We start from the raw sequence: 25,335 nt of genomic DNA, 5'->3' as shown, positions 1-25,335 counted from the left end.
GGCCTGCATGTCCGGTTTCGTCGTCGCCGTCGTCCTGTTTGCCGCCCTGCTGCATGCCAGCTGGAATGCCATCGTCAAGTCGGGCAAGGATACCTTCCTCACGACCGTGCTCGTCTCCGTAGGCGCGGCCCTGATCTCGCTGGCAATCCTGCCCTTCGTCGATGCTCCCGCGCCCGCCAGCTGGCCCTACCTGGCCGCCTCGGCCGTGGCGCAGCTCGCCTATTATTCTCTGCTGGCGGCCGCCTACAAGGCGGGCGACATGAGCCATGCCTATCCCTTGATGCGCGGCAGCGCCCCGCTGATCGTGGCGCTGGCCAGCTGGCCGCTGATCGGCGAGCGCCTGTCTTCCATGCAAATGGGCGCCATTGCCTGCATCTGCGCGGGCATCCTCGGCCTGTATATTGCCGCGCGCCGGCCCGCCACGGCCATCGCCGCGAAAAACACGGGAAGCGCCACCGCCTTTGCACTGGGCAACGCCTGCGTCATCGCCAGCTATACCCTGATCGACGGCATCGGCGTGCGCCTGTCCGGCGCGCCGGCCGCCTACACCATGTGGATTTTCGTCTTGAACGGCACGGGACTGCTGCTGTGGACGGTGCTGCGCCGCCGCGCCGGCCTGCTTGCTTATGCGCAAACGCAATGGCGTTTGGCCGCCTTCGGCGGTTTCGGCACCCTGGCCTCGTATGGCCTGGCCCTGTGGGCCATGACGCAGGCGCCCGTGGCCGCCATCGCGGCCCTGCGCGAAACGTCGATTTTGTTCGCCATCGCCATTGCGGCCCTGTTCCTGCGCGAAAAAATCAGCCCCCGCCGCTACCTGGCCATCGGCCTGATCGCGGCGGGAGCGGTCTTGATGCGCATCGCCTAGCGGGCGTCGAGCGGCGCGATAGGCAACTCGATGGCGCTGGCCGCCCCTGCCGCGTGGTACACGCGCTGCGTCGCCTTCTTGTAATCGCCTGGCTGGGCCAGGAAGATATTCGGCACGTAGTTTTGCGGGTTGCGGTCGTACAGCGGGAACCAGCTCGACTGTACTTGCACGGCAATGCGGTGGCCGGGCAGGAAGACGTGATTCGCGTTCGGCAAGGCGAAGCGGTAGCGCTCCACTTTGCCCGCCGGTATCGGCGTCGGGTGCTCGAAGCTGTCGCGGTAACGGCCGCGGAAGATATCCATGGCCACCCCCAGCTGGTAGCCGCCCATGGCCGGCTGCGACGGTACTTCGTCCGGATACACGTCGATCAGTTTCACCACCCAGTCGGCATCCGTGCCGCTGGTGGCCGCGAACAGGTTGACCATCGGTGCGCCGGCGATGCGCACGGCCGTTTTCAACGGTTCCGAAACATAGCTGAGCACGTCCGTGCGGTCCGCATAGCCGCGCTGGTCGCTGACCAGCCATGGCTTCCACACGTCGCCATCGGCGAGGCGCACGGGACGGGGCACGAAAGGCACGGGTTTGGCGGGATCGGCCACGTATTCGTCGAACGCGCCTTGCGCCGCATCCGCAGCGCCCGATGGCGCCGCAAAGCCCAGCCTGGAACCGTCCTGCAGGTAGATCGGCGTCAATTTCGTGTCGCAGGTCTCGCAAGCCAGCGGCCACTGCTGCAGGCGCTGCCATTGGTTCGTGCCGCTCTGATAGGACACGACGGGCGCCGTGTTCGCTTCCGGCGCGCCATCCTTCAGGTATTGATTGAGGAATGGCTGCATGACTTTTTCGCGGAACTGGCGCGCCGTATCGCCGTCAAACTTCAGGGCGCCCAGGCTGGAACCGTCATAGTTGACGCCGCTGTGACGCCACGGGCCGATGGCCAGGTAATTGAGGTTGTTGTGCTTGTCGCGCCCTTCCATCGCCGCGTAGGTGGCGTAGGGGCCATAGATGTCTTCCTGGTCCCACTGCCCCACCACGTGCATGGTGGGCACGATCAGCGGACGCTTGGCCAGGATTTTATCGAGCGCCTGTTCCTGCCAGTAACTGTCGTAGGCCGGGTGTTCGAACAGCTTTTTCGTATAGGTCAGCTTGTCGATGCCAAATTTCTTCGCAAAATCACCGGCCGAGCCGATGCGCAGATACGCGTCGTAGTCGTCGTAGACGCCCAGCACGGGCGCCTCACCGCTGCCGCGCACGCTCGTCTGCCACGCCAGGTAAGACAAGCTCGGCATGCGGAAGGCGCCGTTGTGGAACCAGTCGTCGCCGCGCCAGCCGTCGACCATGGCGCTCATGGGAATGGCCACCTTCAGCGCCGGATGCGGGTCGACCAGGGCCATCAGCACCGTATGTCCCTCATATGAGGAACCGAGCATGCCCACCTTGCCATTGCTTTCCGGAATATTTTTCGACAGCCACTCGATGGTGTCCCACGCATCGGTCACGTTATCGACCTTGGTATTGTTCAGCGGGCCGCGCACGGGGCGCGTCATCACGTAATCGCCTTCCGAGCCATGCTTGCCGCGCACGTCCTGGAAGACGCGGATGTAGCCATTTTCCACCAGGGTGTCGTCGCCCTGCGGCAAGGTGGCCAGCATGCTGGCGCTGGTGGCGCGCTGGGCGCGGCGGGCCGCGTTGTAAGGCGTGCGCGTGAGCATGATGGGCGCCCGCTTGGCGTCTTTCGGCACGACGATCACCGTGTACAGCTTGACGCCGTCGCGCATGGGGATCATCACCACGCGCTTGACGTAATCATTCATATCGGGCAGCACCAGCTTGGCGCCGATATCGGGCGTCATCGGCGGCGTTTGCGCCATCGCCGGTACTGCAAACAAGGAACTGATAACAAAAGCCAGGCCGGTGAGCCGGACGGGGGACGACACGCGCATACTGTTCTCCAATGATTCATGCCACGCAAAAGTGGCCGAATGGCAATAGTACCCGGAAAGCAAGTTCCACAATAGGCTAGCCTCTGACGCAGCGCAGCAGATATATGGGCACGCAACTTGACAGAACGCGCCCGAACTGCAACCATAACGCCATGAAATTTATCCCGTCACAACACGCCTGCTTGAATTGGTGGTCCCGCTCACTTTCGCGCGGCCACTCTATAGTGATGTGAATTTGATCCACGCCGCCTCGATCGGTGGCGTAACAGGCTCAGCCTGGATCATCCCCGATGCAGGCGGCTCAAAAGGAAACTTGATGAGCTTGCCTAACACCCCAGATACCCAAGACCAGAACGACGCCCCGGCAGCACCGCTGTCGCCCGCCGCCATCGCGTCGCAATCCGTGATCCTGACGGGCGACCGCCCGACCGGCCCCCTGCACCTGGGTCACTACGTGGGCAGCCTGCGCGACCGCGTCCGCTACCAGAACAACTACAAGCAATTCATCATGCTGGCCGACGCGCAAGCGCTGACGGACAATATGGAAGACATCGACAAGGTGCACCGCAATGTCGTCGAAGTGGCGCTCGACTACCTCGCCGTCGGCATCGACCCGAGCAAGACCACGGTCTTCATCCAGTCGCAGATTCCCGAACTGGCCGAGCTGACCTTTTACTACCTGAACATCGTCACTGTGGCGCGCCTCGAGCGCAATCCCACCGTCAAGGAAGAAATCCGCCTGCGCGGCTTCGAGCGCGACATTCCAGCCGGTTTCTTGACCTACCCGGCCAGCCAGGCGGCCGACATCACGGCCTTCAAGGCGGGCGTGGTGCCCGTGGGCGAAGACCAGATCCCCATGATCGAGCAGACGAATGAAATCGTGCGCCGCTTCAACCGCATGTACAACCGCGAAGTGCTGATGGAATGCAAGGCGCTGGTGCCGGACATCGGCCGCCTGCCCGGCATCGACGGCAAGGCGAAGATGAGCAAGTCGCTGGGCAACACCATCAACCTGGGCGCGACCCCGGCCGAAATCACGGCTGCCGTGAAAAAAGTCTATACGGACCCGCTGCACCTGCGCGTGGAAGACCCGGGCCACCTGGAAGGCAACATCGCGTTTACTTACCTGGACGCGTTCGATCCGGAAAAAGCGGCACTGGCCGAAATGAAAGCCCATTACGTGCGCGGCGGCCTGGGCGACAGCATCGTCAAGAAGCGCCTGGACGTGGTCTTGCAGGAAATGCTGGCGCCGATCCGCGCCCGCCGCGAAGAGTTCGCCAAGGACAAGGGACAAGTCATCCAGATGCTCAAGGAAGGCACCTTCAAGGCGCGCGAAGTGGCGGCCCGCACGGCCGACGAAGTCAAGTCGGCGCTGGGCCTCAACTACTTCTGATCGCCCGCAGCAATAGCAAACTGATATAGCAAACTGATGCGCTCAGGCGGAGTCGGGTAAAATCCCGCTTCCGCCTGGGCGCAATTCGTTTGTCTCCGTGGCACCAGCAATCCGTAGAGAAGACAACGCGCCATGACCGAGACCCCTATCGAACAGCTGCTGCGGCAGCATTTTTCCATCGATGCGCTACAGCAGGCACCCGCGCCCTTGCAGCAGGCCTTGCGCATGCTGGGCGGCTGGCTGGCGGCCGAACGCGCCGAACCGTATCCGCACACGCCGTACGCGGAACTGCTGACGCAGCTGTCCGACACTTGCCTGCCCGCGCACGGCATGCCCGTGGCGCAATTCCTGCAGGAGCTCGACACCACCGTGCTGGCCAATACGGCCCAGCTGAACCATCCGCAATACATCGGCCACATGACGCAGGCCTTGCCCTGGATCAGCGTACTGGCCGAAGCGTTTACGGCCACCCTGAACCAGAACCAGGTCAAGATCGAGACGGCGTACGTATCGACCCTGATCGAAAAGCAGATCCTGGGCTGGCTGCACCGCCAGGTGTACCAGCAGCCGGACGCCGTCTATGCGCAGGCCATGGCCGCCACCAGCGGCGCGCTGGGCAATGTCGTCAATGGCGGCACCATGGGCAACCTGACGGCGCTGGCCGTGGCGCTGGAAAAACAATTGCCCGGCACGCGCAAGCGCGGTTTGTTTGCCGCCATGCAAGAATCCGGCTACGCGGGACTGGCCGTGATCGGTTCGGCCCGCAGCCATTATTCCGTGAAAAAGGCGCTGGCGACTTTGGGCCTCGGCGAAAACGCCCTGCACCTGGTGGCCGTCGACCGCGACAACCGCATCGACATCCAGGCGCTGGAAGCGACGATTGCCGACTTGAAGTCGCGCAAGATCAAGGTCGTCGCCATGATCGGCATCGCCGGCACGACGGAAACGGGCGCCATCGATCCGCTGGCCGCCATGGCGGCGATTGCCGCGCGGGAAAACATCTGGTTCCACGTGGATGCGGCCTGGGGCGGCGCCCTGCTGATCGCGGAACAGTACCGCCCGCTGTATGACGGCATCGCCCTGGCCGACTCCGTCGTCATCGACGGGCATAAATTGCTGTGGGTGCCGATGGCGCAAAGCATGGTGCTGTTCAAGGATGGCGCCAGCCTGAACCTGCTGAAGCACAACGCCAACTACATCTTGCGCGACAATTCGGGCGACCTGGGCCAGACCTCGCTGGAAGGCTCGCGCCGCTTCGACGCCTTGAAACTGTGGACCTCGTTCAAGGTGCTGGGCGTGTCCGGCTACACGACCTTGCTGCAGCAGGCGGCCACCCTGTCCGGCCAGTTGCAGGACTTGTTGGCCGACCAGCAGGATTTCGAACTCGTCACGCGCTCCGACACCTTCATTCTGACCTACCGCTACGTGCCCGCGCCCTTGCGCCAGCGCATGGACAGCCTGCTGGCCGGCGGACAGGTCGAGGCGGCGACCGAGCTGAACAAGCAACTGAACACCTTGAACGCCAAGCTGCAAAACCGCCAAAAGGCGCAAGGCCACAGTTTTGTGTCGCGCACGGTCCTGGAATCGACGCGCTACCCTGGCCCGACGAATGTATTGCGCGTGGTCATGACGAATGTCAAGACGCGCCCCCACCACCTGCGCGCCATTTTGGCCGAACAGCGGGCCATCGGCCAGGCGCTGGTGGCGGAACTGGGCCTGTAAGAAACACCCACCCATCGCCCATGACTGGATGACCGATGCACCGCCTGAGCGCCCTCACCGATCTGCTGCAGCATCTGTTGAAATGGCTGCTGCTGGCCTTTGTCGTGGCCGTGCTGGCTGGCACCGCCTCGGCCGGTTTCCTGTTCGCCCTTGAATGGGCAACCGCGACGCGCCTGGCGCACGCCTGGCTGATCTGGCTGCTGCCCGTGGCGGGCTTTGCCGTCGGCTGGCTGTATCTGCGCTACGGCAGCAGTGTCGAGGGCGGCGCGAACCTGCTCATCGATGAAATCCACGATCCGAAAAAAATCATTCCGCTGCGCATGGCGCCGCTGGTGCTGGGCGCCACCGTCATCTCGCATCTGTTCGGCGCCTCCGTCGGGCGCGAAGGCACGGCCGTGCAGATGGGCGGCGCGCTGGCCGACCAGCTCACGCGCATGTTTCGCCTGAACAATGAAGACCGCCGCATCATCCTGATGGCCGGCATCAGCGCCGGCTTTGCCTCCGTCTTCGGCACGCCGCTGGCGGGCGCCATCTTCGGCCTGGAAGTGCTGGCCATCGGCCGCCTGCGCTATGAAGCCATGCTGCCCTGCCTGGCCGCCGCCGTCATCGCCGATCAGGTAGGCTTGCAGTGGGGCGTTCAGCATACGCATTACGCCGTGCCCTTGATCCCCGCCCTCTCCGCCTGGACTTTATCCGCCATGGTGATCGCGGGCGTGCTGTTCGGCGTGACCGGTAAACTGTTTGCGCAAGCCACGCACGGCTTGAGCGCACTGATGAAGCGCAAGATTGCCTACGCCCCGCTGCGTCCGCTGGCGGGCGGCCTCGCCGTCGCCATCGCCGTGTGGCTGCTGGGCACCGACAAATATATCGGCCTGGGCATTCCCACCATCGTCGACGCGCTGAAGGAACCGCTGCCTGCATACGATTTCCTCGGCAAGATGGCGTTCACCATCGTGTCATTGGGCACCGGCTTCAAGGGCGGCGAAGTGACGCCATTGTTCTTCATCGGCGCGACCCTGGGCAATGCGCTGGGGCCGCTGCTGCACCAGCCCTTCGCTCTGCTGGCCGCCATCGGCTTCGTCGCCGTGTTCGCGGGCGCCGCCAACACGCCGATCGCCTCGACCCTGATGGCGATGGAGCTGTTCGGCGCCGAGATCGGCGTGTACGCAGCCATCGCCTGCGTCGTGGCCTACCTGTTTTCCGGCCACGCTGGCATTTACAGGGCGCAGCGGGGCGGACATGCCAAGCGCAGCGCCCACCAGGATCTTGAACCATGACACAAAATATCTACGACAACGACGCCTTTTTCACGGCCTACAGCCAGCTGCCCCGCTCCATCGGCGGCCTCGACAGCGCGCCCGAATGGCCGGCCCTGCGCGCCATGCTGCCAGACGTACAAGGCATGCAAGTACTCGACCTGGGTTGCGGCTATGGCTGGTTCTGCCGCTGGGCGGCAGAACAGGGCGCGGCGCGGGTATTGGGCGTGGACGTGTCGGAAAAGATGCTGGCGCAGGCGGGCGGCATGGGAGAACATGCGGCTGTCAGCTATGCCCGGCTTGATCTGGAACAACTGGCCTTGCCGCCAGCCGGCTACGACCTGATCTACAGCTCGCTCGCCTTGCACTACGTCGAAGGTTTCGCCACCTTGCTGGCCGCCATCCGCCACGGCTTGAAGCCGGGCGGCAAGCTGGTGTTTTCCATTGAGCACCCGATCTTCATGGCGCCGCGCCAGCCTGGCTGGCTGACGGATGGACAGGGCCGCAAGCGCTGGCCCGTCGACAGCTACCAGCAGCAAGGTCCGCGCGTGTCGGACTGGCTGGCGCCCGGCGTGATCAAGCAGCACCGCACCCTGGGCACGACCATCAATGCGCTGCTGCGGGCAGGTTTCCAGCTGGAACACGTGGAAGAATGGGGGCCGACAGATGCGCAGGTGGCGCAGCAGCCGGCCCTGGCGGAAGAGCGCGAGCGGCCGATGCTGCTGCTGGTGGGCTGCAGCCTGCGCTAGTCCCTGGCCCGCTCGAACAATTTGCCCGCCAGTTCCTCGATATCGTCGCGCATGGCCAGCGCATCCAGCCATAGCGGGGGAATCGCCTGGGCGCCATAATAGGCGCCGGCAAGCTGGCCGACGATGGCGCCGGTCGTATCGGCATCTTCGCCCAGATTGACAGCGCGCAATACCGCCGCTTCCAGTGAGTCGGTATGGAAGAAGCACCAGAGCGCCGCTTCCAGCGATTCCACGCAATAACCGGTGCCGCGTATCTGCTGCTCCGTTTTGGCGAGAAAACTGCCGCTGGCCAGCTCCACCAGCTTCGGTTCCGCAGGCCGGAACGCAATGCTGTCCAGCAGCGCGTCTTTCGCCGTGCCCGCCAGCGCGCTGCACAGCAAGGCGGCGAGCAGCTGGCAGCTTTCGACGGCTTCCGGCGCCGCGTGAGTGGTGCGGGAACTGTCGGCAGCGCAGGCCATGGCCGCTTCGGCATCGGGATAGGCAAACAGCACGACGGGGACCAGGCGCATGAGCGACCCATTGCCCGCCGTGTCAGGCGCGGCGGAGCCGCTCCAGGGATTGCCCGTCTCTTGGAAACTGGCCAGCGCGCTCCTTACCGTGCCGCCGATATCGAAGCAGGTGCCGGTGGAACTCAGGTAGCCCCATTGCCACCAGTTCAAGTACCGCACCATCTGGTCCGCCGCATCGAACGCCCCCTTCTGGACCAGGCTTTCGGCCAGGCACAGCGCCATCGACGTATCGTCGGTCCATTGTCCCGGCTGCAAGCCGAACGGACCGCCGCCAGTCATGCCCGTCACCGGCACAAAGCTGCCGCGTGGAGAAAATTCCACGGTCGTGCCGACGGCATCGCCGCAGGCAAGTCCCAGCAAGGCGCCCAGATAGCGCTTGTGTAAGGTTGGTTTGTGCAAAGTTGACGTCATCATGATTCTCCGTGGATTCCTGGCTGGCCACATTCATCCGGTTTCCGCTGCCAGCACGAGGTGCCGCGCTGCGCCTGCCGGCACTGGCCATCGCGCCATAAGGTCAGGCCTCCGTACGCCGCAGCGCCGCTCCGCCATGCAGGGCCAGCGGCATGGCCCTGGCCCAGCGGTTAGACGACAGCGAAAACGTCAGCGCGCGCACCTGATGGTACCAGCCGGCGGGCACGTACAGCATGTCGCCCGGCTCGACGAGGCATTCGATCATGGTCGCCTGGCTTGCTAAGGGGAAGCGCTGGAAATCGGGCGCTTCCGGGTCGAAGGGCGAACCGAACAGGATGGCGTTCGCTTCGCTGGGGTACAGAAAAACGTCGTGGTGCGGCGGCGACAAAAAGATGCGCTTGCGGCCCCACACTTGCGCGAAGATATTGTCGTCGTAATCGCAATGCAGGGGCGTCACCGTGCCGGCCGGCCCCACCCAGAAACGCGGCGGGCCCATCTTGTCGAAATACGTGGGCCAGTGGCACAGGCGGTTCAGCTCGCGCAATTCCAGGTTGCCCAGGTACGGCGGCAACGCGTGCGCCCCTTCTTCCACCAGGTCAAGATATTGCCCCATCGACATGTCCTGCATGGCGCGGTCGGCCGCGAACGCCGTATTGATATAGTCGCCCACCCGCGCGCGCACGGGCACGTGGCTGAACCGTTCGCGCAAGACCTCTGGCCCCAATGCCGACAAAGGCCAGCGCCGCACCAGCCCGCGCATCAGGAAGGGCAAGCCCAGCGCGGCGCGCGCGCGGAAGGCGGCGGCGTCCAGCATGGCCAGGCGCGGCACTTCGGTAATGGCCGGCAAGTCACGCGCCGCCCGCTTGATGGCCTCGCGCATGGCGTCGATGGACGTAACGCCGCGCACCTGCGCATCCTTATCTTCGCGCGCCAGCTTGCGTGCCAATGCCGCTTCGGGCGAACTGAATTCGGCTGGCGGCCGGGGCGGCAGCGCGCGCGGCGCGATGGGGGCGGCCGCAAGCGGGAGCGGCACTTCTTTTTCTACAGACATAAACCTTCTTTGCGATCAAGGCGTCACATGGCATGGCATGGCGCGACAGTGCGCCATTTTAAGCCAGCAAGGCTCGCATGACATATTCCCCCGACGTATCGACACCTGACAAAACCGTCGCGAGCTACCTATACCGACGCGCAGCAGCTTAGGTCAGGTGTCCTCAGACAGGTGTTTTGAAGATCGGATCGACGATAAACTGCTGCGCCTTGATGCGCAAGGTGCGTTCCTCGTCCAGCTCCGCGCGCGTTTCGCCCAGCTCTTCGCGTTCCGCTTCCAGTTCCAGGCGCGCGGCCGCCAGTTCCGTTTCCACGCGCGTCAGGCTTTCCAGCTTCAGCTGTGCCTGGATCAGTTCCGCGCGCGCCGCTTCGGCGGCCTCTTCCAGGCGCGGGATGCCTTCGAGCTTGAACTGCGCCTTGGCCAGGTCCATGCGCGCCTGCTCGGCCGCCTCTTCCAGGCGCGGCAAGCCTTCCAGGCGCAGCTGCGCCTTGGCCAGGTCCGTTCTAGCCTGATTCGCCACCTGCCGCTCGCGCTCGAGTTCCTCGCGCAGGGTTTCCAGCTCGCCCGCCTGCAAGTCGAGCAACTCTTGCTGGCGCTCGTTCTCGCTGGCCAGGTCCATCAATTCCTGTTGATTGTCGTTCATCTCGGCTTCATGCGCGCTGTGGCTGGCGCTTAATTCCTGTCCTACATAATCGAGGATGGCTTGCTGCAGCACGGGCGACAGTTCGGCGGCGGCGGCGATCTGGCGCTGCGCACCCGCCTTGCGGCGCTGCAAGAGCTTGCTGATGGTACCCAGGCAGGCAGCGTTGCCCAGCCGTTCGCGCAAGGCGCGCACCGTGATGGCCTGGCCTTCACCCGCCATCGATTCCATTGCCGCATTGATCTGTTCCGCGCTTACTTTTGCCATGTCGTGTGCTCTTGAATGTTGCTCAGGACAATCTTGCCCAGGGGCATTATCTTATGCCAGCGGCGGCAAAGCGTAAAGTATTTCTCAATAGAAATTGCAATTGCACAACGGAAGCGCGAGAAAACATGCGGCCTGGCGTGTCTACTCTTCCAGCAAGCCGTTTTCCGTGAGCATATCCTGCACCAGTTCCAGGCGCAGCACGGGATTGTCCTGGCTCAGCAGCAATTGCTTTTGCATGGCGCTCAGCGACAGCAGCTCGCACCACCGGTTCGCCACCCAGCCGCACTCGTCGAGGCGGTACGGCGGCTGCAGGGGCATTTGATCGGGCGGAATCTTTTGCTCCTGCAAGGTGCGGATCAGGGCACCCAGTGCGTCGGCCACGTTCTGCTGCTCCTGAGGGATGGGAATGGTTTTATCGGGCGGCAAGGTTTCGACCTGCGCCATCCACAAGCCGTTTTTCAGCTGTTCGCTGGAGACGATGTGAAAGCGCTGCATGCCCATGCATTTGATTTGCAGCAAGCCCGACAAGGGCGCGGCCCAGTCGATGACGCGCGCCAGGGTGCCCTCGGGCGCCAGGGTTTCCAGCTGGCCCGGCTTGCGCACTTCCGCGCCGTCCAGCAGCTGCACCACGCCGAACGGCTGCTCGCCCATGATGCACTGACGTATCATGTCCAGGTAGCGTACCTCGAAGATCTGCAGGGGCAGATAGCCGTCGGGATACAGCACCGTATTGAGCGGGAACAAAGGTATCGAGGTCATGGCGTATGATGGCACGAATGCGATATCCGTGCTGCGCGCCTTGTGCGTCCTTTACTTATAAAAACGGCGCTTTTTCGCCCGCTCCGCCGCCTTCGGCGCCAGCACTTTCACGATCTTTTTCTGAATCGTGCCTCCGGCGGACGTGCCCGGCACGCGGTGTTCCGCCTCAAAACCAGGCTCCTCGTTGCGTTTGAGGGTTTGCCGCGTCAGCGCTTCCACGGCCGACAGCAATTCCACTTCATCGGCGCAGACGAGGGAAATGGCCTCTCCCGAAGCGCCCGCGCGGCCCGTGCGGCCGATGCGGTGGATATAGTCTTCCGCAACGGTGGGCAAGTCGAAATTGACGACGACGGGCAATTGGTCGATGTCGAGGCCACGGGCGGCCACGTCGGTGGCCACCAGCACCTGCACCTCGGCAGATTTGAAACGGGCCAGCGCGCGCAAGCGGTTCGGCTGCGTCTTGTCGCCGTGGATGGAATCGGCGCGCACGCCCTGCTCCAGCAAGGTATTCACCAGCAGCTCGACGCCCTTGCGCGTCTTGACGAAGACGAGGACCTGGCCCCAGCGCTTTTTCTTCAGCAAGTGCAAAAACAGTTCCGGCTTGCGTTTCTTGTCGCACACGATCACCGACTGCTTGACGGCTTTCACCGTGCTGTTGCGCGCGCTCACTTCCACCGACACGGGGTCCTTCAGCATGGTTTTCGCCATGGCGCGGATGGCGTCCGAGAAGGTGGCCGAGAACAGCAGGGTCTGGCGCTGCTTGGGCATCGTCATCAGCAAGATATCGAGTTCGCGCTCGAAGCCGAGGTCCAGCATGCGGTCCGCCTCGTCCAGCACCAGCGTCTGCACTTGCTCGAACTTGACGGCGCCCTGCGTCTGCAAGTCCAGCAAACGGCCCGGCGTGGCCACCAGCACGTCGAGGCCCTTGCGCAGCTTGCTGATCTGCGGCTCGATGGGCACGCCGCCATAGGCGACAAAGCTGCGCAGCGGCAAGTTGCCGCCATAGCTGCGGAAGCTTGCATAGACTTGCTCGGCCAGCTCGCGCGTGGGCACCAGCACCAGCACGCGCACGCATTGCGGCGCCACCACGCCTTCCAGGGTCAGGCGCTGCAGCAGCGGCACGGCAAAGCCGGCCGTCTTGCCCGTACCCGTCTGGGCGGCGGCCATCAGGTCGCGCCCGGCCAGCACGGCCGGGATTGCCTGTGCCTGCACGGGCGTGGGCTTGGCATAGCCGAGCTCATCGAGTTTGCGGGCCAGGGGATCGATCAGGCCGAGGGAGGAAAACGTCATGGGGAAAGCAATCTTGGCAAATGAAAAGGCGGCGCGCACGGGCTGGCCGCGCGCGCAATTGCCGAGATTATAGGCCAGCGGGGATGCCGGCCGGGGTTTTCAGCGCGAGAACATCGCCATCAGAACTTCATTTCCAGGGTGGCGCGCGCCTGCGGCGAGCTCGGCGAGATGCTGTTGCGCACGATCGTGCCGCTGGCATTCGTATAGATGGTGTCGCTTTCGAAGTCTTGCGCCAGCAGGTTCGACACAGCCAGGCGCAGCTGGTTCTTCGCATCGAATTTCCACAACGCATAAATGTCGAGGTCGCGCCGCGGCGACGTATAGGCGCTCTGGCGTTCGGTGATGCGCACGGGGCCGCCATTGCGGAAGTTGAAGCTGCCGCCCGTGGTCAAGACGCCGTCCGGCGTCTTGTAGTCGAGACCGACATTGCCGCTGACGGGCGTTTGCTGGTCGAGCCGGTTGTTTGGCCCCGGCACCTGCTCCACCTGTGACCAGTTGCGGCTGACGCTGGCGCGCAGGTCGATGGCCGGCACGGGCGCGGCCATCACGGCGCGCAGCGGGAACTTCGCTTCCAGTTCCAGTGTCTGCGTATTGGCGCGGCCATCGTTGACGGGCGTGGAGACCCAACGATCATTGATGAACAACAAACCCTGGCGCGTATAACCATCGATGCGGCGGGCCGAGGCGCGCGCGCTGAGCAAGGCACCTTCGGCCCAGTAGTGCTCGTAGGAAGCGTCGATGCCCAGCGCCAGTTCCGGTTTCAGGTAGGGATTGCCTTCGCGGTCAGGGTCCGTCTGGCTGTTGTTCGTCGAGGTATTGCGGCGCGGAATCAGGCTCGCCGTGGGCTGCGCCTTGTAGGTGCGCGTCAGGGCCAGGCGCACCTGGTCGCCCTTGGTATCGGGCAACTTCCACAGGGTTTGCAGCAGCGGGCTCCACACGCTGGTGCGCTGGTTCACTTCGTCGTAGGTATCGCCCGCGCTGCGCGTATCGATGCCTTCCCAGCGCACGCCCGCATACATGGACCAGCGCGGCGTGATTTCCCATTCATCCTGCACGTACAGGGCCAGGCGCTTGATGGTGGCGTCGAAACCCTCGTCGCTGTTGACGGGCGGACGCACGCCCAGGGCCGCTTCGCGCTGGCGGCGCGTTTCCTCGCGCTCCGTGTAGGCGCCATCCCAGCCCATCGACAGGGCATGGCCGGGCAGCAAGGGCGAGGAATACTTGCCGGTGGAACTGACGCCGTTTTCCGTCGCCTTCACGCCCACCTTGCGCTCGAGCGCCAGGCCGCTGCCGTCGATAAAGCCTTGCTGCAGGCTGTCGGACGTGTTGCGGGCGGCCGAGGCGCCGATCTTCAGCTCCAGTTTGGCGCCGCCGGCCAGCTTGTGCATCCACGTCAGGTCGCTGCGGCCGAAGGCGTTGTGGTTGCTGGAGCTGCCCGTATTCGTGTCGTAATCGGGGCGCACGCCCTGCTCCGTTTCCGCGCGGCTGAAATTGCGGTGATTCGAGCGTCCGCCGTTGAAAAAGAATTGCGCCGTCACGTTGTCGCCGTTGGCCAGCACCCAGTTCAGGCGCGGCGACAGATTGATGCCTTCCGGGCGGCCATCGCCCGTGCCGTTCGTGCGACGCAGCAGGTTTTGCCGGCCGTCGGGCGCGTAGCCCAGTTCCAGGCCGGGATTGTCGTAATGGTAGTCGTAGCGGTACAGCGAACCGGCCAGCGAGTATGAAAAATTGCCGTCGCGGTCGGACAGTTGCAGATTCACGCTGGGCGAAAAGCTCACGTCGCTGCCTTGCACACCCAGCTTGAGTTCGCGCTGCGCCGTCTTCACGGCTCTCTTGAGCACCACATTGATGGTGCCGGCGATCGACTGCGTGCTGTACTCGGCGCTGGCCGCGTGCAGGATCTCGATGCGCTCGATCACGTCGGGCGACAGGGTGTCGAGCGAAAAACCGGCCGGCGCCCGTTCGCCGTTGAGCAATATCTGCGTGTAGCCGCTGCCCAGGCCGCGCATGCGGATTTCGCCGCCCGAGCGCCCGGCCGCGCCGGACACGGTAATGCCGGGCAAGCGTTTGAGCACGTCGGTGACGTTCGTGTCGCCATACTTGAGGATTTCCTCGCTGCCCACGATCATCTTGCTGGCCGTATCGTCGCGGCGCGGATCGTAGCCGCTGCCCTTGACTTCGACGGTTTGCATGGGATTTTCAGCCTTTTCGGCCTTCAACGGCACGGCGGCGGTATCAACGGCCGGCGTTTCGGATTGCTGGGCATGGGCATTCCATGCAAGTAAAACGGCGGAACAAAGGACGGTGAGGCGGAGGCAACGGCGTGGCATCATGACCTGACTGAAAAAAGTTGGCTGAATAAAAATGGCTGAAAGCTAAAAAACAGGCCGCCGTATTGTGCTGTAATTTTTTCTGACTGGCACAGTTTCCTGAAAATATTTCCTATAGCAAATTAAATTCGGCGGCAGGCTGCGATACGCCCCCTTGCATACGGCGCATATCATTGCGCGCCACATCGCCGCTATAATGCGTTTTCACCATTGTTCCCATCACCCCGTCAAAGGCTTCCCATCGTGTCTGACCGTCTTGCCGTCCTGCCTCAATATCTGCTTCCAAAAGGAGCGTTGACCAACTTTGCCGGCCGGATCGCCGGCGCCAAAGGCGGCGCCATGACCACCCGTTTGATCCGCTGGTTCGTCGGCCGTTACAACGTCAACATGGATGAGGCGCTGGACCCGGACATCACGCACTACACGAGCTTCAACGACTTTTTCACGCGCGCGCTGCGCCCCGATGCCCGTCCGCTGGCCAAGGCCGACTACATCTGCCCCGTCGATGGCCGCATCAGCCAGTTCGGCAAGATCGACAAGGACCAGATCTTCCAGGCCAAGGGCCACAACTTCAGCACCACGGCCCTGGTGGGCGGCGACGCGGCCCTGGCGGCCCAGTTCGAACATGGCAGCTTCGCCAACCTGTACCTGAGCCCGCGCGACTACCACCGCATCCACATGCCGTGCGACGGCCGCTTGACGCGCATGATTTATGTGCCCGGTGAATTGTTCTCCGTCAACCCGACGACGGCGCGCGGCATTCCCGGCCTGTTCGCCCGCAACGAGCGCGTCGTCTGCGTGTTCGACACGGCCAACGGCCCCTTCGTCATGACCTTGGTGGGCGCCACCATCGTCGGCAGCATGGCCACCGTCTGGCACGGCGTCGTCAACCCGCCCCGCACGGGCGAGATCCGCGACTGGAGCTATGCGAACGACAATGTCGTGCTGAAACAGGGCGAAGAGCTGGGCCGCTTCCTGCTCGGTTCCACCGTCGTCATGCTGTTCCCGAAAGACACCGTGCAATTCAACGCCAACTGGCAACCGGCCGGCCCCGTGCAACTGGGCGAAGTCATGGGCAACGTGCCCAGCTAAGCCAACAGGATGCGCGCCTACACGGGCGCGTCCGTTTGATACATCTCTTCCATCAGATCGAGAAATGCCCGCGTCTTGGCCGGCATCAAACGCCGGCCGGGAAACACGGCCCAACCCGTGACGAGCGGAAAACTCCACTCCGGCAACACGCGCACCAATTCCCCCGTCGCCACATAGGCCTTGGCAAAGCGGTCCGTGCTGGCCGCGATGCCCACGCCCGTGCAGGCCATGCGCACCAGCAGTTCCGGCGAATTGGCCAGCAAGCGCACGGGCAGATCGCGCTCCCACGTCGTCTTGCCGCGGATCAAAGTCCAATGCACGAGGCCATGCACGGCGCGCGGCAAGCTCAGTAAATCGTGGCCATACAGGTCGTCGGGATGCTCGGGCAAGCCGTGCACGCTCGTGTATTGCGGCGAGGCATACAAGGCCAGCGTACTGAAGGCCACGCGGCGCGCGGACAGGCTGGCGTCGTCGGGCAAGTTGCCCATGCGGATGGCGAGGTCGAAATTTTCTTCCAGCAAATCCACGCGGCGCGCCGACAAGTCCAGTTCCAGCGAAATGGCCGGATAGCGGCGCACGAATTCGGCCAGCACCTGGCGCATCAGCGCGTCGCCGAAGTCGGCCGGCATGGAGATGCGCAGCAAGCCGCTGGGCCCCGCCTGGCGGTGCTGGGCCAGCGCGCCGGCCGCTTCCGTTTCCTCGACCACCTTGCGCGCATGTTCGAGCAGGCTGGCGCCGAACTCCGTCAGCGCCAGCTTGCGCGTGGTGCGCAGCAGCAGCCGTTCGCCCAGTTTCGCTTCCAGCTGCGAGATGCGGCGCGACAGGGTCGACTTGGGCAAGTCCACGCGCACGGCGGCGCGCGAAAAACTGCCGCATTCGACGACGCGGGCGAACAGCAGCAAATCTCCGGGATCGATATCCATAGCTTTGATTGTTCCATTGGTGGATTAATGTTATCCATTTTAACGGCTTCCGGATGGTTTTTGGAATTGCTATAGTTCATCCATCGCAAGGCACCTCACACGGAGAAACAAGATGAACATCCTGCAAATCAATTCCAGCGCCCGCAGCACCGGCTCCGCCTCGACCCGCCTGGCTGACGCCATCGTTGCCCGCGTACAAGCCGCCAATCCTGGCGCCGCCCTGGTCCGCCGCGACCTGGCTGCCCAACCGCACCCTGTGCTCGACGAGCCGACCCTGCAAGCGCTGTTCACGCCGGCCGACAAGCGCACGCCGGAACAGGCGGCCCGCATCGCCCTGGACGACGCGCTGATTGCGCAAGTGCAGGCAGCTGACGTCATCGTCATCGGCGCGCCGATGTACAACTTCGGCATCACCGTGCAACTGAAAAGCTGGTTCGACGCGATTGCCCGCGCCAACGTCACCTTCAAGTACACGGAAAACGGCCCGGTTGGCCTCTTGACCGGCAAGAAAGTCTACGTGGGCCTGTCCCGCGGCGGCTTGCACCGCGACAGCGCCAACGATAGCCAAGTGCCTTACCTGAACACCATGTTTGGCTTTCTGGGCATGACCGACGTGCAATACGTGTATTCGGAAGGCATGGGCATGGGTCCGGAAGCCGTGGCCAAGGCACAGGCGCAAGCCGATGCCGAGATCAACGCGATCCTGGTGTAATTCCCAGCAGTGAAAGGGACGGCGCACTGGCGCCGTCCAGGCCTAGAGGAGAGAACAATGAGCGACACCACCACCGTCAACAAGCCACGCGCCGTCGAGCGCGTGATCGCCGGCCAGGCCGTCATGGATGGCGCCGGCGTGAAGATCAACCGCGTGCTGACGCAGCAGCTGCAGCGCCGTCTCGACCCGTTCTTGATGCTCGACAACTTTGCCAGCGACAAGCCGAACGACTACATCGCCGGCTTCCCCGAGCATCCGCACCGGGGTTTCGAAACGGTCTCGTACATGATCACGGGGCGCATGCGCCACAAGGACAGCGCGGGCCACGAAGGCTTGCTGACGTCGGGCGGCGTGCAATGGATGACGGCCGGCAGCGGCGTGATCCATTCGGAAATGCCGGAACAGGAAGAAGGCGTGATGGAAGGTTTTCAGCTGTGGCTGAACCTGCCCGCGCGCGACAAGATGCGCACGCCGTGGTACCGCGATTTTACAAGCGCCGAGATCCCCCGCTACACGACGGATGACGGCGTGGCAGTGCAAGTGATCGCCGGCGAGAGCCATGGCGTGACGGGCGCCGTGCAGCGCGAATTGACGGAACCGCTGTACCTCGATATCGACTTGCCAGCTGGCAGCAGCTTCGAGCAGCCCTTGCCGCCAGGCCATAACGCCTTCCTGTACACGTTCCGCGGCGAAGTGCGAGTCGATGGCAAGGCCGTGCCCGCCCTGCGCATGGCCATCTTCGCCAACACGCCGGGCAGCGACGGCGTGCGCATCGAAGCACCGGAAGGCGGCCGCGTGATCCTCGTCGCCGGCCAGCCCTTGAACGAGCCGATCGCGCAGTATGGCCCGTTTGTCATGAATACCCAGGCGGAAGTATTCCAGGCCGTACAGGATTTCCGCGAAGGCAAGTTTGGCGAGACGGCAGCATAGTAACTGACGTGTACCAGCAAAAACCTGCAGCGCCTCCGGGCCTGCGGGTTTTTTACGTGCCGCCTATGTTGTTGCTTTTCAATTACACTGGCGGCAACCTCATTCAACAAAGCATTCCATGCAGCCGACGCACACCGAACACGACGCCACCCATTTGCATGCCCACCTGAAGGGCGACGCCAAGCACACCCACTCGTTCGAGGGCCGCAGCCAGAGCATCCTCGCGTGGGCGCTGGGCCTGACCCTGTCGTTTGCCGGCATCGAGGTGGCGGCCGGTTTCCTGTCCAATTCGCTGGCGCTGATTTCCGACGCGGGCCACATGGTCACGGACGCGGCCGCGCTGGGCCTGGCCCTGCTGGCGCAACTGATCGCGCGCCGCCCCCCGTCGCCGCGCCACTCGTTCGGCTTCGGCCGCGCCGAGGCGCTGGCCGCCTTCGTCAACGGCCTGGCCATGCTGTGCGTGGTGGGCTGGATCTGCTATGAAGCCGTGCTGCGCTTTTCCGCCCCGCAACCCGTCAAGGGCGGCATGGTCTTCATCGTCGCCTTCATCGGCCTGGCGATCAACGTAGTGGTGGCGTGGGTATTGTCGAAAGACAAGCAAAGCGTGAACACGCGCGCGGCCCTCGTGCACGTGATGGGCGATTTGCTCGGCTCGGTCGCCGCCATCGTTGCGGGGGCCGTGATTTACTTTACGGGCTGGATGCAGATCGACCCGCTGCTGTCCGTGCTGGTATCGCTGCTGATCCTGAAATCGACTTTCGGGGTATTGAAGGAGTCCTACCACTTCCTGATGGAAGGCGTGCCCCTGCACATCGACTACATCGAAGTGGGCACGGACGTGGAACAAGTCGATGGCGTGATTGCCGTGCACGATCTGCATGTGTGGGACATGTCGCCGGGCCAACCGGCCCTGATCGGCCATGTGGAAATCGAGCACCTCGACCATTGGCCGAAGGTATTGCGCGCGATCAAGAAGATGTTGCTGGCCAAGCATGGCATCGACCATATTACTTTGCAGCCGGAGACGGCGGCAATGGCGGGGCTGCATCAGGGTGACAAGACGCATTAATTGAACCCAACGGCAAAGACCGGGGTCAGACCCGCCGGGTCTGACCCCAGCCTCTGCTCTCGGGGTAACTCCAACTAACTGCGCCGCGCTTCCAGGACCCCGCTGACATCCTTGATCACATTCAGCGCCTTCAACAACTGCGCCGTCGAACTGATCTCGGCCGTAAACGTCATGCGGGCCTGGCCCTTGGCGCTTTGGGTGTTGACGCCGATCACGTTGATCTTTTCGCGCGAAAAGATTTCGGAAATGTCGCGCAGCAAGCCCTGGCGGTCGCCTGCCAGAATAAAGATGTCGACCGGATACACGGTGTCGTGGCCGCCCGTGCTGCCCCATTCGGTAAAAATCACGCGCTCGGGCGATTTGGCGCGCATTTCCTCGAAGTTTTTACAGGTGGCGCGGTGGATGGAAACGCCCTTGCCGCGCGTCACAAAACCGACGATGCTGTCCGGCGGCGCCGGCTTGCAGCACTTGGCCAGCACCGTCATCAAGCCTTCCGTGCCGACCACCAGCACGCCGGACTTGGCGCCCTGCTCCACGCTGGAAGCGCGGCTTTTACCCACCAGCACGGCGTCTTCCGGCACCACCACTTCGCCATTGTCGTGCAGCGCCTGCTCCACGTGGCGCAGGCTGAATTCATCCTTGCCCACCGACAGGAACAGCTCGTCGACCTTGGCAAAGCCCAGCTTTTGCGCCAGCGCCTCGAGGTTGACGGCCGTCTTGCCTTCGCGCTGCAAGGACTTTTCCACCAGCGCGCGGCCGTGGGCCAGGGTTTCCTGCATGTCGATGGCATGGAACCAGGCGCGGATCTTCGAGCGCGTGCGCGTGCTGACGGCGTAGCCGGCGCTGAGCCAGTCGCGCGACGGCCCGGCCGTGCCCGGCGCGCCCTTGGCCGTGATGATTTCGCAGGTCTGGCCATTCTTCAACTGCGTATTCAGGGGCACCATGATGCCGTCGACCTTGGCGCCGCGGCAGCGGTGGCCCACGTCCGTGTGCAGGTGATACGCAAAGTCGACGGGCGTGGCGCCCACGGGCAACTCCAGCACGCGAGCCTGCGGCGTCATGACGAAGATGCGGTCGTCCAGGGTGGCGGACTTGAGCTTTTCCACCCATTCGCGCTGGATTTCCTCCTGGCCCACGACGGCGTCGGCCACCTCCGTTTTCCAGGCCAGCAACTGGCGCAGCCAGGCGATCTTTTCGTCGTACTTCTGGCCGGCAAAGTTCGAGCCGCCCTCTTCCTTGTAGCGCCAGTGCGCAGCCACGCCGTATTCGGCAAAGCTGTGCATTTCATTCGTGCGGATTTGCACTTCCAGCGGGCGGCCATCCTCGGCCGTCACCACCGTGTGCAGCGACTGGTAACCATTCGGTTTCGGGCGCGAAATGTAATCGTCGAATTCCTTCGGGATGGGGGTCCAGATATTGTGGACCACGCCCAGCACCGTGTAGCAAGTTTTCACGTCGGCAACGATGACGCGGAAGGCGCGCACGTCATACAGGGCCGTAAAGTCCAGTTCCTTGCCGCGCATCTTGTTCCAGATGCTGTAAATATGTTTCGGGCGGCCAAATACTTCCGCCTGGATACCGGCCGAAGCCAGTTCCGTCTGCAGGCGCAGAATCGCCGAGGACACGAAGCCCTCGCGCATCATGCGCTTTTCTTCCAGCATCTTGGCGATGCGTTTATACGCTTCCGGTTCGATGAAGCGGAACGACAAATCTTCCAGTTCCCACTTCAGTTGCCAGATGCCGAGGCGGTTGGCCAGCGGCGCGTACAAATCCAGCGTTTCCTTGCCGTACTCGCGCGTCATTTCATTGAACAGTTTTAAGTCGGCAAAGTAACGCAAGGTCGTCACGCAGGCGGCCAGACGCACCAGCACGACACGCATGTCGGACGCCATCGCCAGCAACATCTTGCGCAAGGTTTCCACCTGGGCCACGGCTTGCTGCGCAGCATTCTTGCCGCGCCCGGCAGCGCCGCCGTGCTGCGCCTGGGTCAGCGCACGCAAACGGATCAGCTGGCGCACGCCTGTCGCCAGGTCGCACACCTGCTTGCCGAAGCGCGGCTCGATGTCGGCCGCCGTATCGGGTTCCAGCAAGGTCAGCTCGAACATCAGGCCGGCGATGCGTGTTTCCGCATCGCTGCGCAGGAACGCCAGCGTCGTGGCCACGCCGATGGCGAAGTCCAGCGCGGAGCGGCCGGCAAAGGTCTGCTTGTCGCCATACGCTGCGGTGGCATACGCGAGCGCGTCCAGCACGCGCGCGCAGTCCGGCGCACTCAAGCCCTCTACCAGTTGTTCCGAGGTGGCGCTATTCGGGGCCGAGATGGAAACCATGTGATACCTTATAAACTTAACAACTCAATAACTTAGCGCTCTGCAGCGATGATGACGATTTCTACCAAGCAAGCCGGATTGGCCAGTTTCGCTTCCACGGTGGCGCGCGGCGGCGTGTGGCCGGAAGCGACCCAGTCGTCCCACACTTCATTCATGCCGTCGAAATCCTTCATGTCGGCGATGTAGATCTGGCACGACAGGATGCACGTCTTGTCGCTGCCCGCTTCCATCAGCAAACGGTCGACGTGGCCGAGCACTTCACGCGTCTGGCCGACGATGCCTTGCGTGGTGTCTTCCGCGATCTGTCCCGCCAGGTAGATGGTGTTGTTATGTATCGCTACTTCAGAAAGGCGTTTGCCTACGTGCAGTCGTGTAATTTCCATGCTTCTTCTTTCGGTTGTTTCAAAATCTGTACAGCGGTATTGCTTGTTGCCTTCTTACTTGCCCAGCAAAAACTTGCGCGCGATGGCGATCTGGTCGTCGTGGACGAAAGTGGGCGCATGGCCCACGCCGGCGATTTCCACCAGTTCCGCTTTCGGGCCGCGGCCCAGCATGATCTGCGCCGTCGCGTGCGACAGCAGATCGGATTCCGACCCGCGCACCAGCAAGGTGGGGCAGCGCACGGCATCGTACGCGGCCCACAGCATGGCTTCGTCGCTGGCCGCCGATTCCGGCGTGGCCGAGCGGAACGGCATGGCCAGTCCCATATCATAGTGACGGCGCCAATGGCCATCCTTGTCCTGCCGCAACACATCGACTGCCAGTTTATGCCATTCCGCATCCGTGTGCGGGCCGAAGCTGGCGGACACGTCGCGCACAAATTTGGCGCCCTGCTCGAAGGTATCGAAACGCAAGTCCTGGCCGATGTAGTCGCCGATGCGCTGCAAGGCTTCCGGCGCCAGGGTCGGGCCGATATCGTTCAATACCAGCTTGCTGATCGGGCTGTGCGGCAACGAGGCCAGGCCCAGGCCGATCAAGCCGCCCATCGAGGTGCCGAACCAGTCCACCGTCTGGCGCTCGCCATTGGCCAGCACGCGCGCCAGCAGGGTCACCATGTCGCTCACATACTGGGGCACGCGGTAGAACTGGGGATTGGCCAGCCAGCCCGAGCGCCCGCGTCCCACCACGTCGGGGCAGATCACGCGGTAATCGCTGGCCATGGCGCGCGCCAGGTTGTCGAAGTCGTCCGCCACGCGCGTCACGCCATGGGCGCAGACGAGCACGTTCGGATTGTCGGGCGCGCCCCACTCCTTGTACGACATGGTGTGCAGGCCTGCGGGGGAGATGCACTGGACGGATTTGATGCTCGCTTCGATCATTCGATTTCCTTATTCGATATAAAAAGAGCACCGCTTTCTGCCTGCCAAGGGATGTCCCGCGCGCGACGCTACGGCAGTGTAGCGCAGCGCGGGCAATGCTCCAAGCGCGCGGCTGAATTGCTGCGTCGCAGCACAGCACTCGCACGCCCCTCATCGCGCAATACCCGATATAGCGAAACTGCATATCTGCGGTTATCCACAATTGAGCACGCCTGCCAATGGGCGGATGATTCGCAGCATCAACCCGCAAGAGGAGACCACTCGTGAAAAAACCATTCTATAAAATCCTGTACGTACAGGTGCTGTTCGCCATCGTGGCTGGCGTGCTGCTGGGGGTGTTCTACCCTTTGAACGCCGTCGACATGAAACCGCTGGGCGACGGCTTTATCAAACTGATCAAGATGATCATCGCCCCCGTGATCTTCTGTACCGTGGTCTCCGGCATCGCCGGCATGCAGGACGTCAAGAAAATCGGCCGCGTGGGCGGCAAGGCGCTGCTGTACTTCGAAGTGGTCTCCACCTTCGCGCTGGCCATTGGCTTGCTGGTTGCTAACATCCTGAAACCGGGCGCCGGCTTCAACGCCGATCCGGCCCACCTCGATGCCAAGTCGATCGCGCAATACACGCACGCCGAAGGCATGAGCACCGTCGACTTCCTGATGAACATCATCCCGAAGACCTTCGTCGATGCCTTCGCCAAGGGCGACATCCTGCAAGTGCTGTTGATCGCCATCCTGTTCGGTTTCTCGCTGTCCCTGCTGGGCGAGCGTGGCCGTCCCGTCACCAAGCTGATCGACGAGCTGTCGCACGCCATCTTCGGCATGGTCAACATCATCATGAAAGTCGCTCCGATCGGCGCGTTCGGCGCGATGGCCTTTACCATCGGCAAATACGGCCTGGCGTCGCTGATCCCGCTGGCTAAACTGATGGGTTCGTTCTACCTGACCTGCTTCCTGTTCGTCTTCGTCGTGCTGGGCCTGATCGCCAAGTACACGGGCTTCTCCATCGGCCGCTTCTTGTTGTACATCAAGGAAGAATTGCTGATCGTGCTCGGTACCAGCTCGTCGGAATCGGCGCTGCCGGCCCTGATGAAGAAACTCGAGCGCCTGGGCTGCTCCAAGCCAGTCGTCGGCCTGGTCGTGCCGACCGGCTACTCGTTCAACCTGGACGGCACCAATATCTACATGACCATGGCCGCCCTGTTTGTTGCACAAGCAACCAACACGGAACTGACGATCTGGCAAGAGCTCACCATCCTGGGCGTGGCGATGCTGACGTCGAAAGGCGCGTCCGGCATCACGGGCGCCGGCTTCATCACCCTGGCCGCCACCCTGGCCGTGGTGCCGACGATTCCCGTGGCCGGCATGGCGCTGATCCTGGGCATCGACCGCTTCATGAGCGAATGCCGCGCGCTGACCAACTTTGTCGGTAACGGCGTGGCCACCATCGTCGTGTCGAAATGGGAAAAGGAACTGGACATGGACAAGCTGCACAGCGAGCTGGCCCATCCCACCCACCCGGCCGACGACGCCTACGTTGCACCGACCGTCAATATCGTCAAGTAAGCCCGCCAAGCAAGCTGTACTCTCCATTGAAAAGCCCCGCAGAGCGATCTGCGGGGCTTTTTGCATGCGCGAGGGGTTTTTTATTGCATCATCAACATATGGTAAATCATGCATCAATATTTCATCGGATGATCAATGAATGAAAAACCATTACAGTGCTGTCTATTGTTCGCCGCCAGGCTCCCGCATAATGACATTGCGTTAATGCAAGCCAGA

General features: G+C 63.1%; 21 protein-coding genes. 10 read left to right on the top strand and 11 right to left on the bottom strand.

Going from position 1 to position 25,335, the window contains the following annotated elements:
* The first annotated feature begins 7 nt into the window (after positions 1 to 7).
* A complete protein-coding gene (locus tag IGS60_RS16870; protein WP_230505586.1) occupies positions 8 to 865 on the top strand; it encodes a DMT family transporter in 858 nt (285 codons plus the stop codon).
* Here IGS60_RS16870 and IGS60_RS16865 read toward each other — a convergent pair.
* Positions 862 to 2,805 carry a CocE/NonD family hydrolase gene (locus IGS60_RS16865; protein ID WP_230505585.1) on the bottom strand — a complete coding sequence of 648 codons (1,944 nt, stop codon included), beginning with the start codon at positions 2,803 to 2,805 and terminating at the stop codon, positions 862 to 864. The two genes, IGS60_RS16870 and IGS60_RS16865, sit on opposite strands and share 4 nt — an antisense overlap.
* Before the next feature lie 316 nt (positions 2,806 to 3,121).
* On the opposite strand from IGS60_RS16865, the gene trpS reads away from it, so the two are divergent.
* The 4 genes from trpS (at position 3,122) to IGS60_RS16845 (ending at position 7,925) form a co-directional block, all read left to right on the top strand.
* Entirely contained in the window at positions 3,122 to 4,198 is a 1,077-nt protein-coding gene (gene trpS, locus IGS60_RS16860) for a tryptophan--tRNA ligase (protein WP_230505584.1), read from the top strand.
* Between the two features lie 132 nt (positions 4,199 to 4,330).
* On the top strand, positions 4,331 to 5,920 hold the full coding sequence (locus IGS60_RS16855; protein ID WP_230505583.1) for a pyridoxal-dependent decarboxylase: 1,590 nt from the start codon (positions 4,331 to 4,333) through the stop codon (positions 5,918 to 5,920).
* A 35-nt stretch (positions 5,921 to 5,955) separates the two neighbouring features.
* Positions 5,956 to 7,197 (top strand): voltage-gated chloride channel family protein, encoded by a 1,242-nt coding sequence (locus IGS60_RS16850; RefSeq protein WP_230505582.1) that lies wholly within the window; start codon positions 5,956 to 5,958, stop codon positions 7,195 to 7,197.
* On the top strand, positions 7,194 to 7,925 hold the full coding sequence (locus IGS60_RS16845; protein ID WP_230505581.1) for a bifunctional 2-polyprenyl-6-hydroxyphenol methylase/3-demethylubiquinol 3-O-methyltransferase UbiG: 732 nt from the start codon (positions 7,194 to 7,196) through the stop codon (positions 7,923 to 7,925). Before IGS60_RS16850 ends, IGS60_RS16845 begins: the two co-directional genes overlap by 4 nt.
* Here IGS60_RS16845 and IGS60_RS16840 read toward each other — a convergent pair.
* The 6 genes from IGS60_RS16840 to IGS60_RS16815 form a co-directional block, all read right to left on the bottom strand.
* Positions 7,922 to 8,848 (bottom strand): ADP-ribosylglycohydrolase family protein, encoded by a 927-nt coding sequence (locus IGS60_RS16840; RefSeq protein ID WP_230505580.1) that lies wholly within the window; start codon positions 8,846 to 8,848, stop codon positions 7,922 to 7,924. The genes IGS60_RS16845 and IGS60_RS16840 overlap by 4 nt on opposite strands.
* A 100-nt stretch (positions 8,849 to 8,948) precedes the next feature.
* Entirely contained in the window at positions 8,949 to 9,896 is a 948-nt protein-coding gene (locus IGS60_RS16835) for a cupin-like domain-containing protein (protein ID WP_070311831.1), read from the bottom strand.
* 163 nt (positions 9,897 to 10,059) lie between these two features.
* Positions 10,060 to 10,803: a DNA-binding protein gene (locus IGS60_RS16830; RefSeq protein ID WP_070221549.1), complete on the bottom strand. Its 744-nt coding sequence runs from the start codon at positions 10,801 to 10,803 to the stop codon at positions 10,060 to 10,062.
* A gap of 141 nt (positions 10,804 to 10,944) precedes the next feature.
* A complete protein-coding gene (locus IGS60_RS16825; protein WP_230505579.1) occupies positions 10,945 to 11,562 on the bottom strand; it encodes an LON peptidase substrate-binding domain-containing protein in 618 nt (205 codons plus the stop codon).
* Positions 11,563 to 11,613: 51 nt separating this feature from the next.
* A complete protein-coding gene (locus IGS60_RS16820; protein WP_070221583.1) occupies positions 11,614 to 12,852 on the bottom strand; it encodes a DEAD/DEAH box helicase in 1,239 nt (412 codons plus the stop codon).
* 119 nt (positions 12,853 to 12,971) lie between these two features.
* Positions 12,972 to 15,044, bottom strand: a complete 2,073-nt coding sequence (locus tag IGS60_RS16815) for a TonB-dependent siderophore receptor (protein WP_230505578.1) — start codon at positions 15,042 to 15,044, stop codon at positions 12,972 to 12,974.
* 381 nt (positions 15,045 to 15,425) lie between these two features.
* Here IGS60_RS16815 and asd point away from each other — a divergent pair, with 381 nt between their 5' ends.
* Positions 15,426 to 16,274 carry an archaetidylserine decarboxylase gene (asd, locus tag IGS60_RS16810; protein ID WP_070221551.1) on the top strand — a complete coding sequence of 283 codons (849 nt, stop codon included), beginning with the start codon at positions 15,426 to 15,428 and terminating at the stop codon, positions 16,272 to 16,274.
* A 17-nt stretch (positions 16,275 to 16,291) separates the two neighbouring features.
* Here the strand turns inward: asd and IGS60_RS16805 are convergent, their stop codons facing one another.
* Positions 16,292 to 17,197 (bottom strand): LysR family transcriptional regulator, encoded by a 906-nt coding sequence (locus IGS60_RS16805; protein WP_070311834.1) that lies wholly within the window; start codon positions 17,195 to 17,197, stop codon positions 16,292 to 16,294.
* Between the two features lie 112 nt (positions 17,198 to 17,309).
* Between IGS60_RS16805 and IGS60_RS16800 the strand changes: the two genes are divergently transcribed.
* The 3 genes from IGS60_RS16800 to IGS60_RS16790 all read left to right on the top strand — a co-directional run bounded on the left by IGS60_RS16800 (position 17,310) and on the right by IGS60_RS16790 (position 19,908).
* Positions 17,310 to 17,909 (top strand): FMN-dependent NADH-azoreductase, encoded by a 600-nt coding sequence (locus IGS60_RS16800; RefSeq protein WP_230505577.1) that lies wholly within the window; start codon positions 17,310 to 17,312, stop codon positions 17,907 to 17,909.
* 57 nt (positions 17,910 to 17,966) lie between these two features.
* Positions 17,967 to 18,839 carry a pirin family protein gene (locus tag IGS60_RS16795; protein ID WP_230505576.1) on the top strand — a complete coding sequence of 291 codons (873 nt, stop codon included), beginning with the start codon at positions 17,967 to 17,969 and terminating at the stop codon, positions 18,837 to 18,839.
* Between the two features lie 118 nt (positions 18,840 to 18,957).
* On the top strand, positions 18,958 to 19,908 hold the full coding sequence (locus IGS60_RS16790; RefSeq protein WP_099411152.1) for a cation diffusion facilitator family transporter: 951 nt from the start codon (positions 18,958 to 18,960) through the stop codon (positions 19,906 to 19,908).
* Between the two features lie 74 nt (positions 19,909 to 19,982).
* Here IGS60_RS16790 and IGS60_RS16785 read toward each other — a convergent pair whose 3' ends face one another.
* The 3 genes from IGS60_RS16785 to IGS60_RS16775 are packed head-to-tail and all read right to left on the bottom strand — an operon-like array spanning position 19,983 to position 23,554.
* Positions 19,983 to 22,235 (bottom strand): bifunctional (p)ppGpp synthetase/guanosine-3',5'-bis(diphosphate) 3'-pyrophosphohydrolase, encoded by a 2,253-nt coding sequence (locus IGS60_RS16785; RefSeq protein WP_070221556.1) that lies wholly within the window; start codon positions 22,233 to 22,235, stop codon positions 19,983 to 19,985.
* Positions 22,236 to 22,267: 32 nt separating this feature from the next.
* Complete coding sequence (locus IGS60_RS16780) at positions 22,268 to 22,618, bottom strand: RidA family protein (RefSeq protein WP_070221557.1); 351 nt, start codon at positions 22,616 to 22,618, stop codon at positions 22,268 to 22,270.
* 54 nt (positions 22,619 to 22,672) lie between these two features.
* Positions 22,673 to 23,554: an alpha/beta fold hydrolase gene (locus IGS60_RS16775; protein WP_121669202.1), complete on the bottom strand. Its 882-nt coding sequence runs from the start codon at positions 23,552 to 23,554 to the stop codon at positions 22,673 to 22,675.
* 263 nt (positions 23,555 to 23,817) lie between these two features.
* On the opposite strand from IGS60_RS16775, the gene IGS60_RS16770 reads away from it, so the two are divergent.
* The gene (locus tag IGS60_RS16770) at positions 23,818 to 25,119 is read left to right on the top strand and encodes a dicarboxylate/amino acid:cation symporter (RefSeq protein WP_230505575.1); all 1,302 of its coding nucleotides are present in this window, start codon (positions 23,818 to 23,820) and stop codon (positions 25,117 to 25,119) included.
* Positions 25,120 to 25,335 lie beyond the last annotated feature (216 nt).

Origin of the sequence: Janthinobacterium sp. FW305-128, assembly GCF_020858135.1 — a bacterium.
GTDB lineage: Bacteria > Pseudomonadota > Gammaproteobacteria > Burkholderiales > Burkholderiaceae_D > Janthinobacterium.
The sequence above is the reverse complement of the archived record's forward strand: the minus strand, read 5'-3'. Positions and strand labels throughout refer to the sequence as shown.

What these genes read in the sequence shown, in the direction of transcription:
- IGS60_RS16790 (WP_099411152.1), top strand. Translation starts at nt 18,958, where the DNA reads ATGCAGCCGACGCACACCGAACACGACGCCACCCATTTGCATGCCCAC.
- IGS60_RS16815 (WP_230505578.1), bottom strand. Translation starts at nt 15,044, where the DNA reads ATGCAAACCGTCGAAGTCAAGGGCAGCGGCTACGATCCGCGCCGCGAC.
- IGS60_RS16775 (WP_121669202.1), bottom strand. Translation starts at nt 23,554, where the DNA reads ATGATCGAAGCGAGCATCAAATCCGTCCAGTGCATCTCCCCCGCAGGC.
- trpS (WP_230505584.1), top strand. Translation starts at nt 3,122, where the DNA reads ATGAGCTTGCCTAACACCCCAGATACCCAAGACCAGAACGACGCCCCG.
- IGS60_RS16785 (WP_070221556.1), bottom strand. Translation starts at nt 22,235, where the DNA reads ATGGTTTCCATCTCGGCCCCGAATAGCGCCACCTCGGAACAACTGGTA.
- IGS60_RS16865 (WP_230505585.1), bottom strand. Translation starts at nt 2,805, where the DNA reads ATGCGCGTGTCGTCCCCCGTCCGGCTCACCGGCCTGGCTTTTGTTATC.
- IGS60_RS16795 (WP_230505576.1), top strand. Translation starts at nt 17,967, where the DNA reads ATGAGCGACACCACCACCGTCAACAAGCCACGCGCCGTCGAGCGCGTG.
- IGS60_RS16780 (WP_070221557.1), bottom strand. Translation starts at nt 22,618, where the DNA reads ATGGAAATTACACGACTGCACGTAGGCAAACGCCTTTCTGAAGTAGCG.
- IGS60_RS16820 (WP_070221583.1), bottom strand. Translation starts at nt 12,852, where the DNA reads ATGACGTTTTCCTCCCTCGGCCTGATCGATCCCCTGGCCCGCAAACTC.
- IGS60_RS16825 (WP_230505579.1), bottom strand. Translation starts at nt 11,562, where the DNA reads ATGACCTCGATACCTTTGTTCCCGCTCAATACGGTGCTGTATCCCGAC.
- IGS60_RS16845 (WP_230505581.1), top strand. Translation starts at nt 7,194, where the DNA reads ATGACACAAAATATCTACGACAACGACGCCTTTTTCACGGCCTACAGC.
- IGS60_RS16840 (WP_230505580.1), bottom strand. Translation starts at nt 8,848, where the DNA reads ATGATGACGTCAACTTTGCACAAACCAACCTTACACAAGCGCTATCTG.
- IGS60_RS16800 (WP_230505577.1), top strand. Translation starts at nt 17,310, where the DNA reads ATGAACATCCTGCAAATCAATTCCAGCGCCCGCAGCACCGGCTCCGCC.
- IGS60_RS16805 (WP_070311834.1), bottom strand. Translation starts at nt 17,197, where the DNA reads ATGGATATCGATCCCGGAGATTTGCTGCTGTTCGCCCGCGTCGTCGAA.
- IGS60_RS16870 (WP_230505586.1), top strand. Translation starts at nt 8, where the DNA reads ATGTCCGGTTTCGTCGTCGCCGTCGTCCTGTTTGCCGCCCTGCTGCAT.
- IGS60_RS16835 (WP_070311831.1), bottom strand. Translation starts at nt 9,896, where the DNA reads ATGTCTGTAGAAAAAGAAGTGCCGCTCCCGCTTGCGGCCGCCCCCATC.
- IGS60_RS16855 (WP_230505583.1), top strand. Translation starts at nt 4,331, where the DNA reads ATGACCGAGACCCCTATCGAACAGCTGCTGCGGCAGCATTTTTCCATC.
- IGS60_RS16850 (WP_230505582.1), top strand. Translation starts at nt 5,956, where the DNA reads ATGCACCGCCTGAGCGCCCTCACCGATCTGCTGCAGCATCTGTTGAAA.
- IGS60_RS16830 (WP_070221549.1), bottom strand. Translation starts at nt 10,803, where the DNA reads ATGGCAAAAGTAAGCGCGGAACAGATCAATGCGGCAATGGAATCGATG.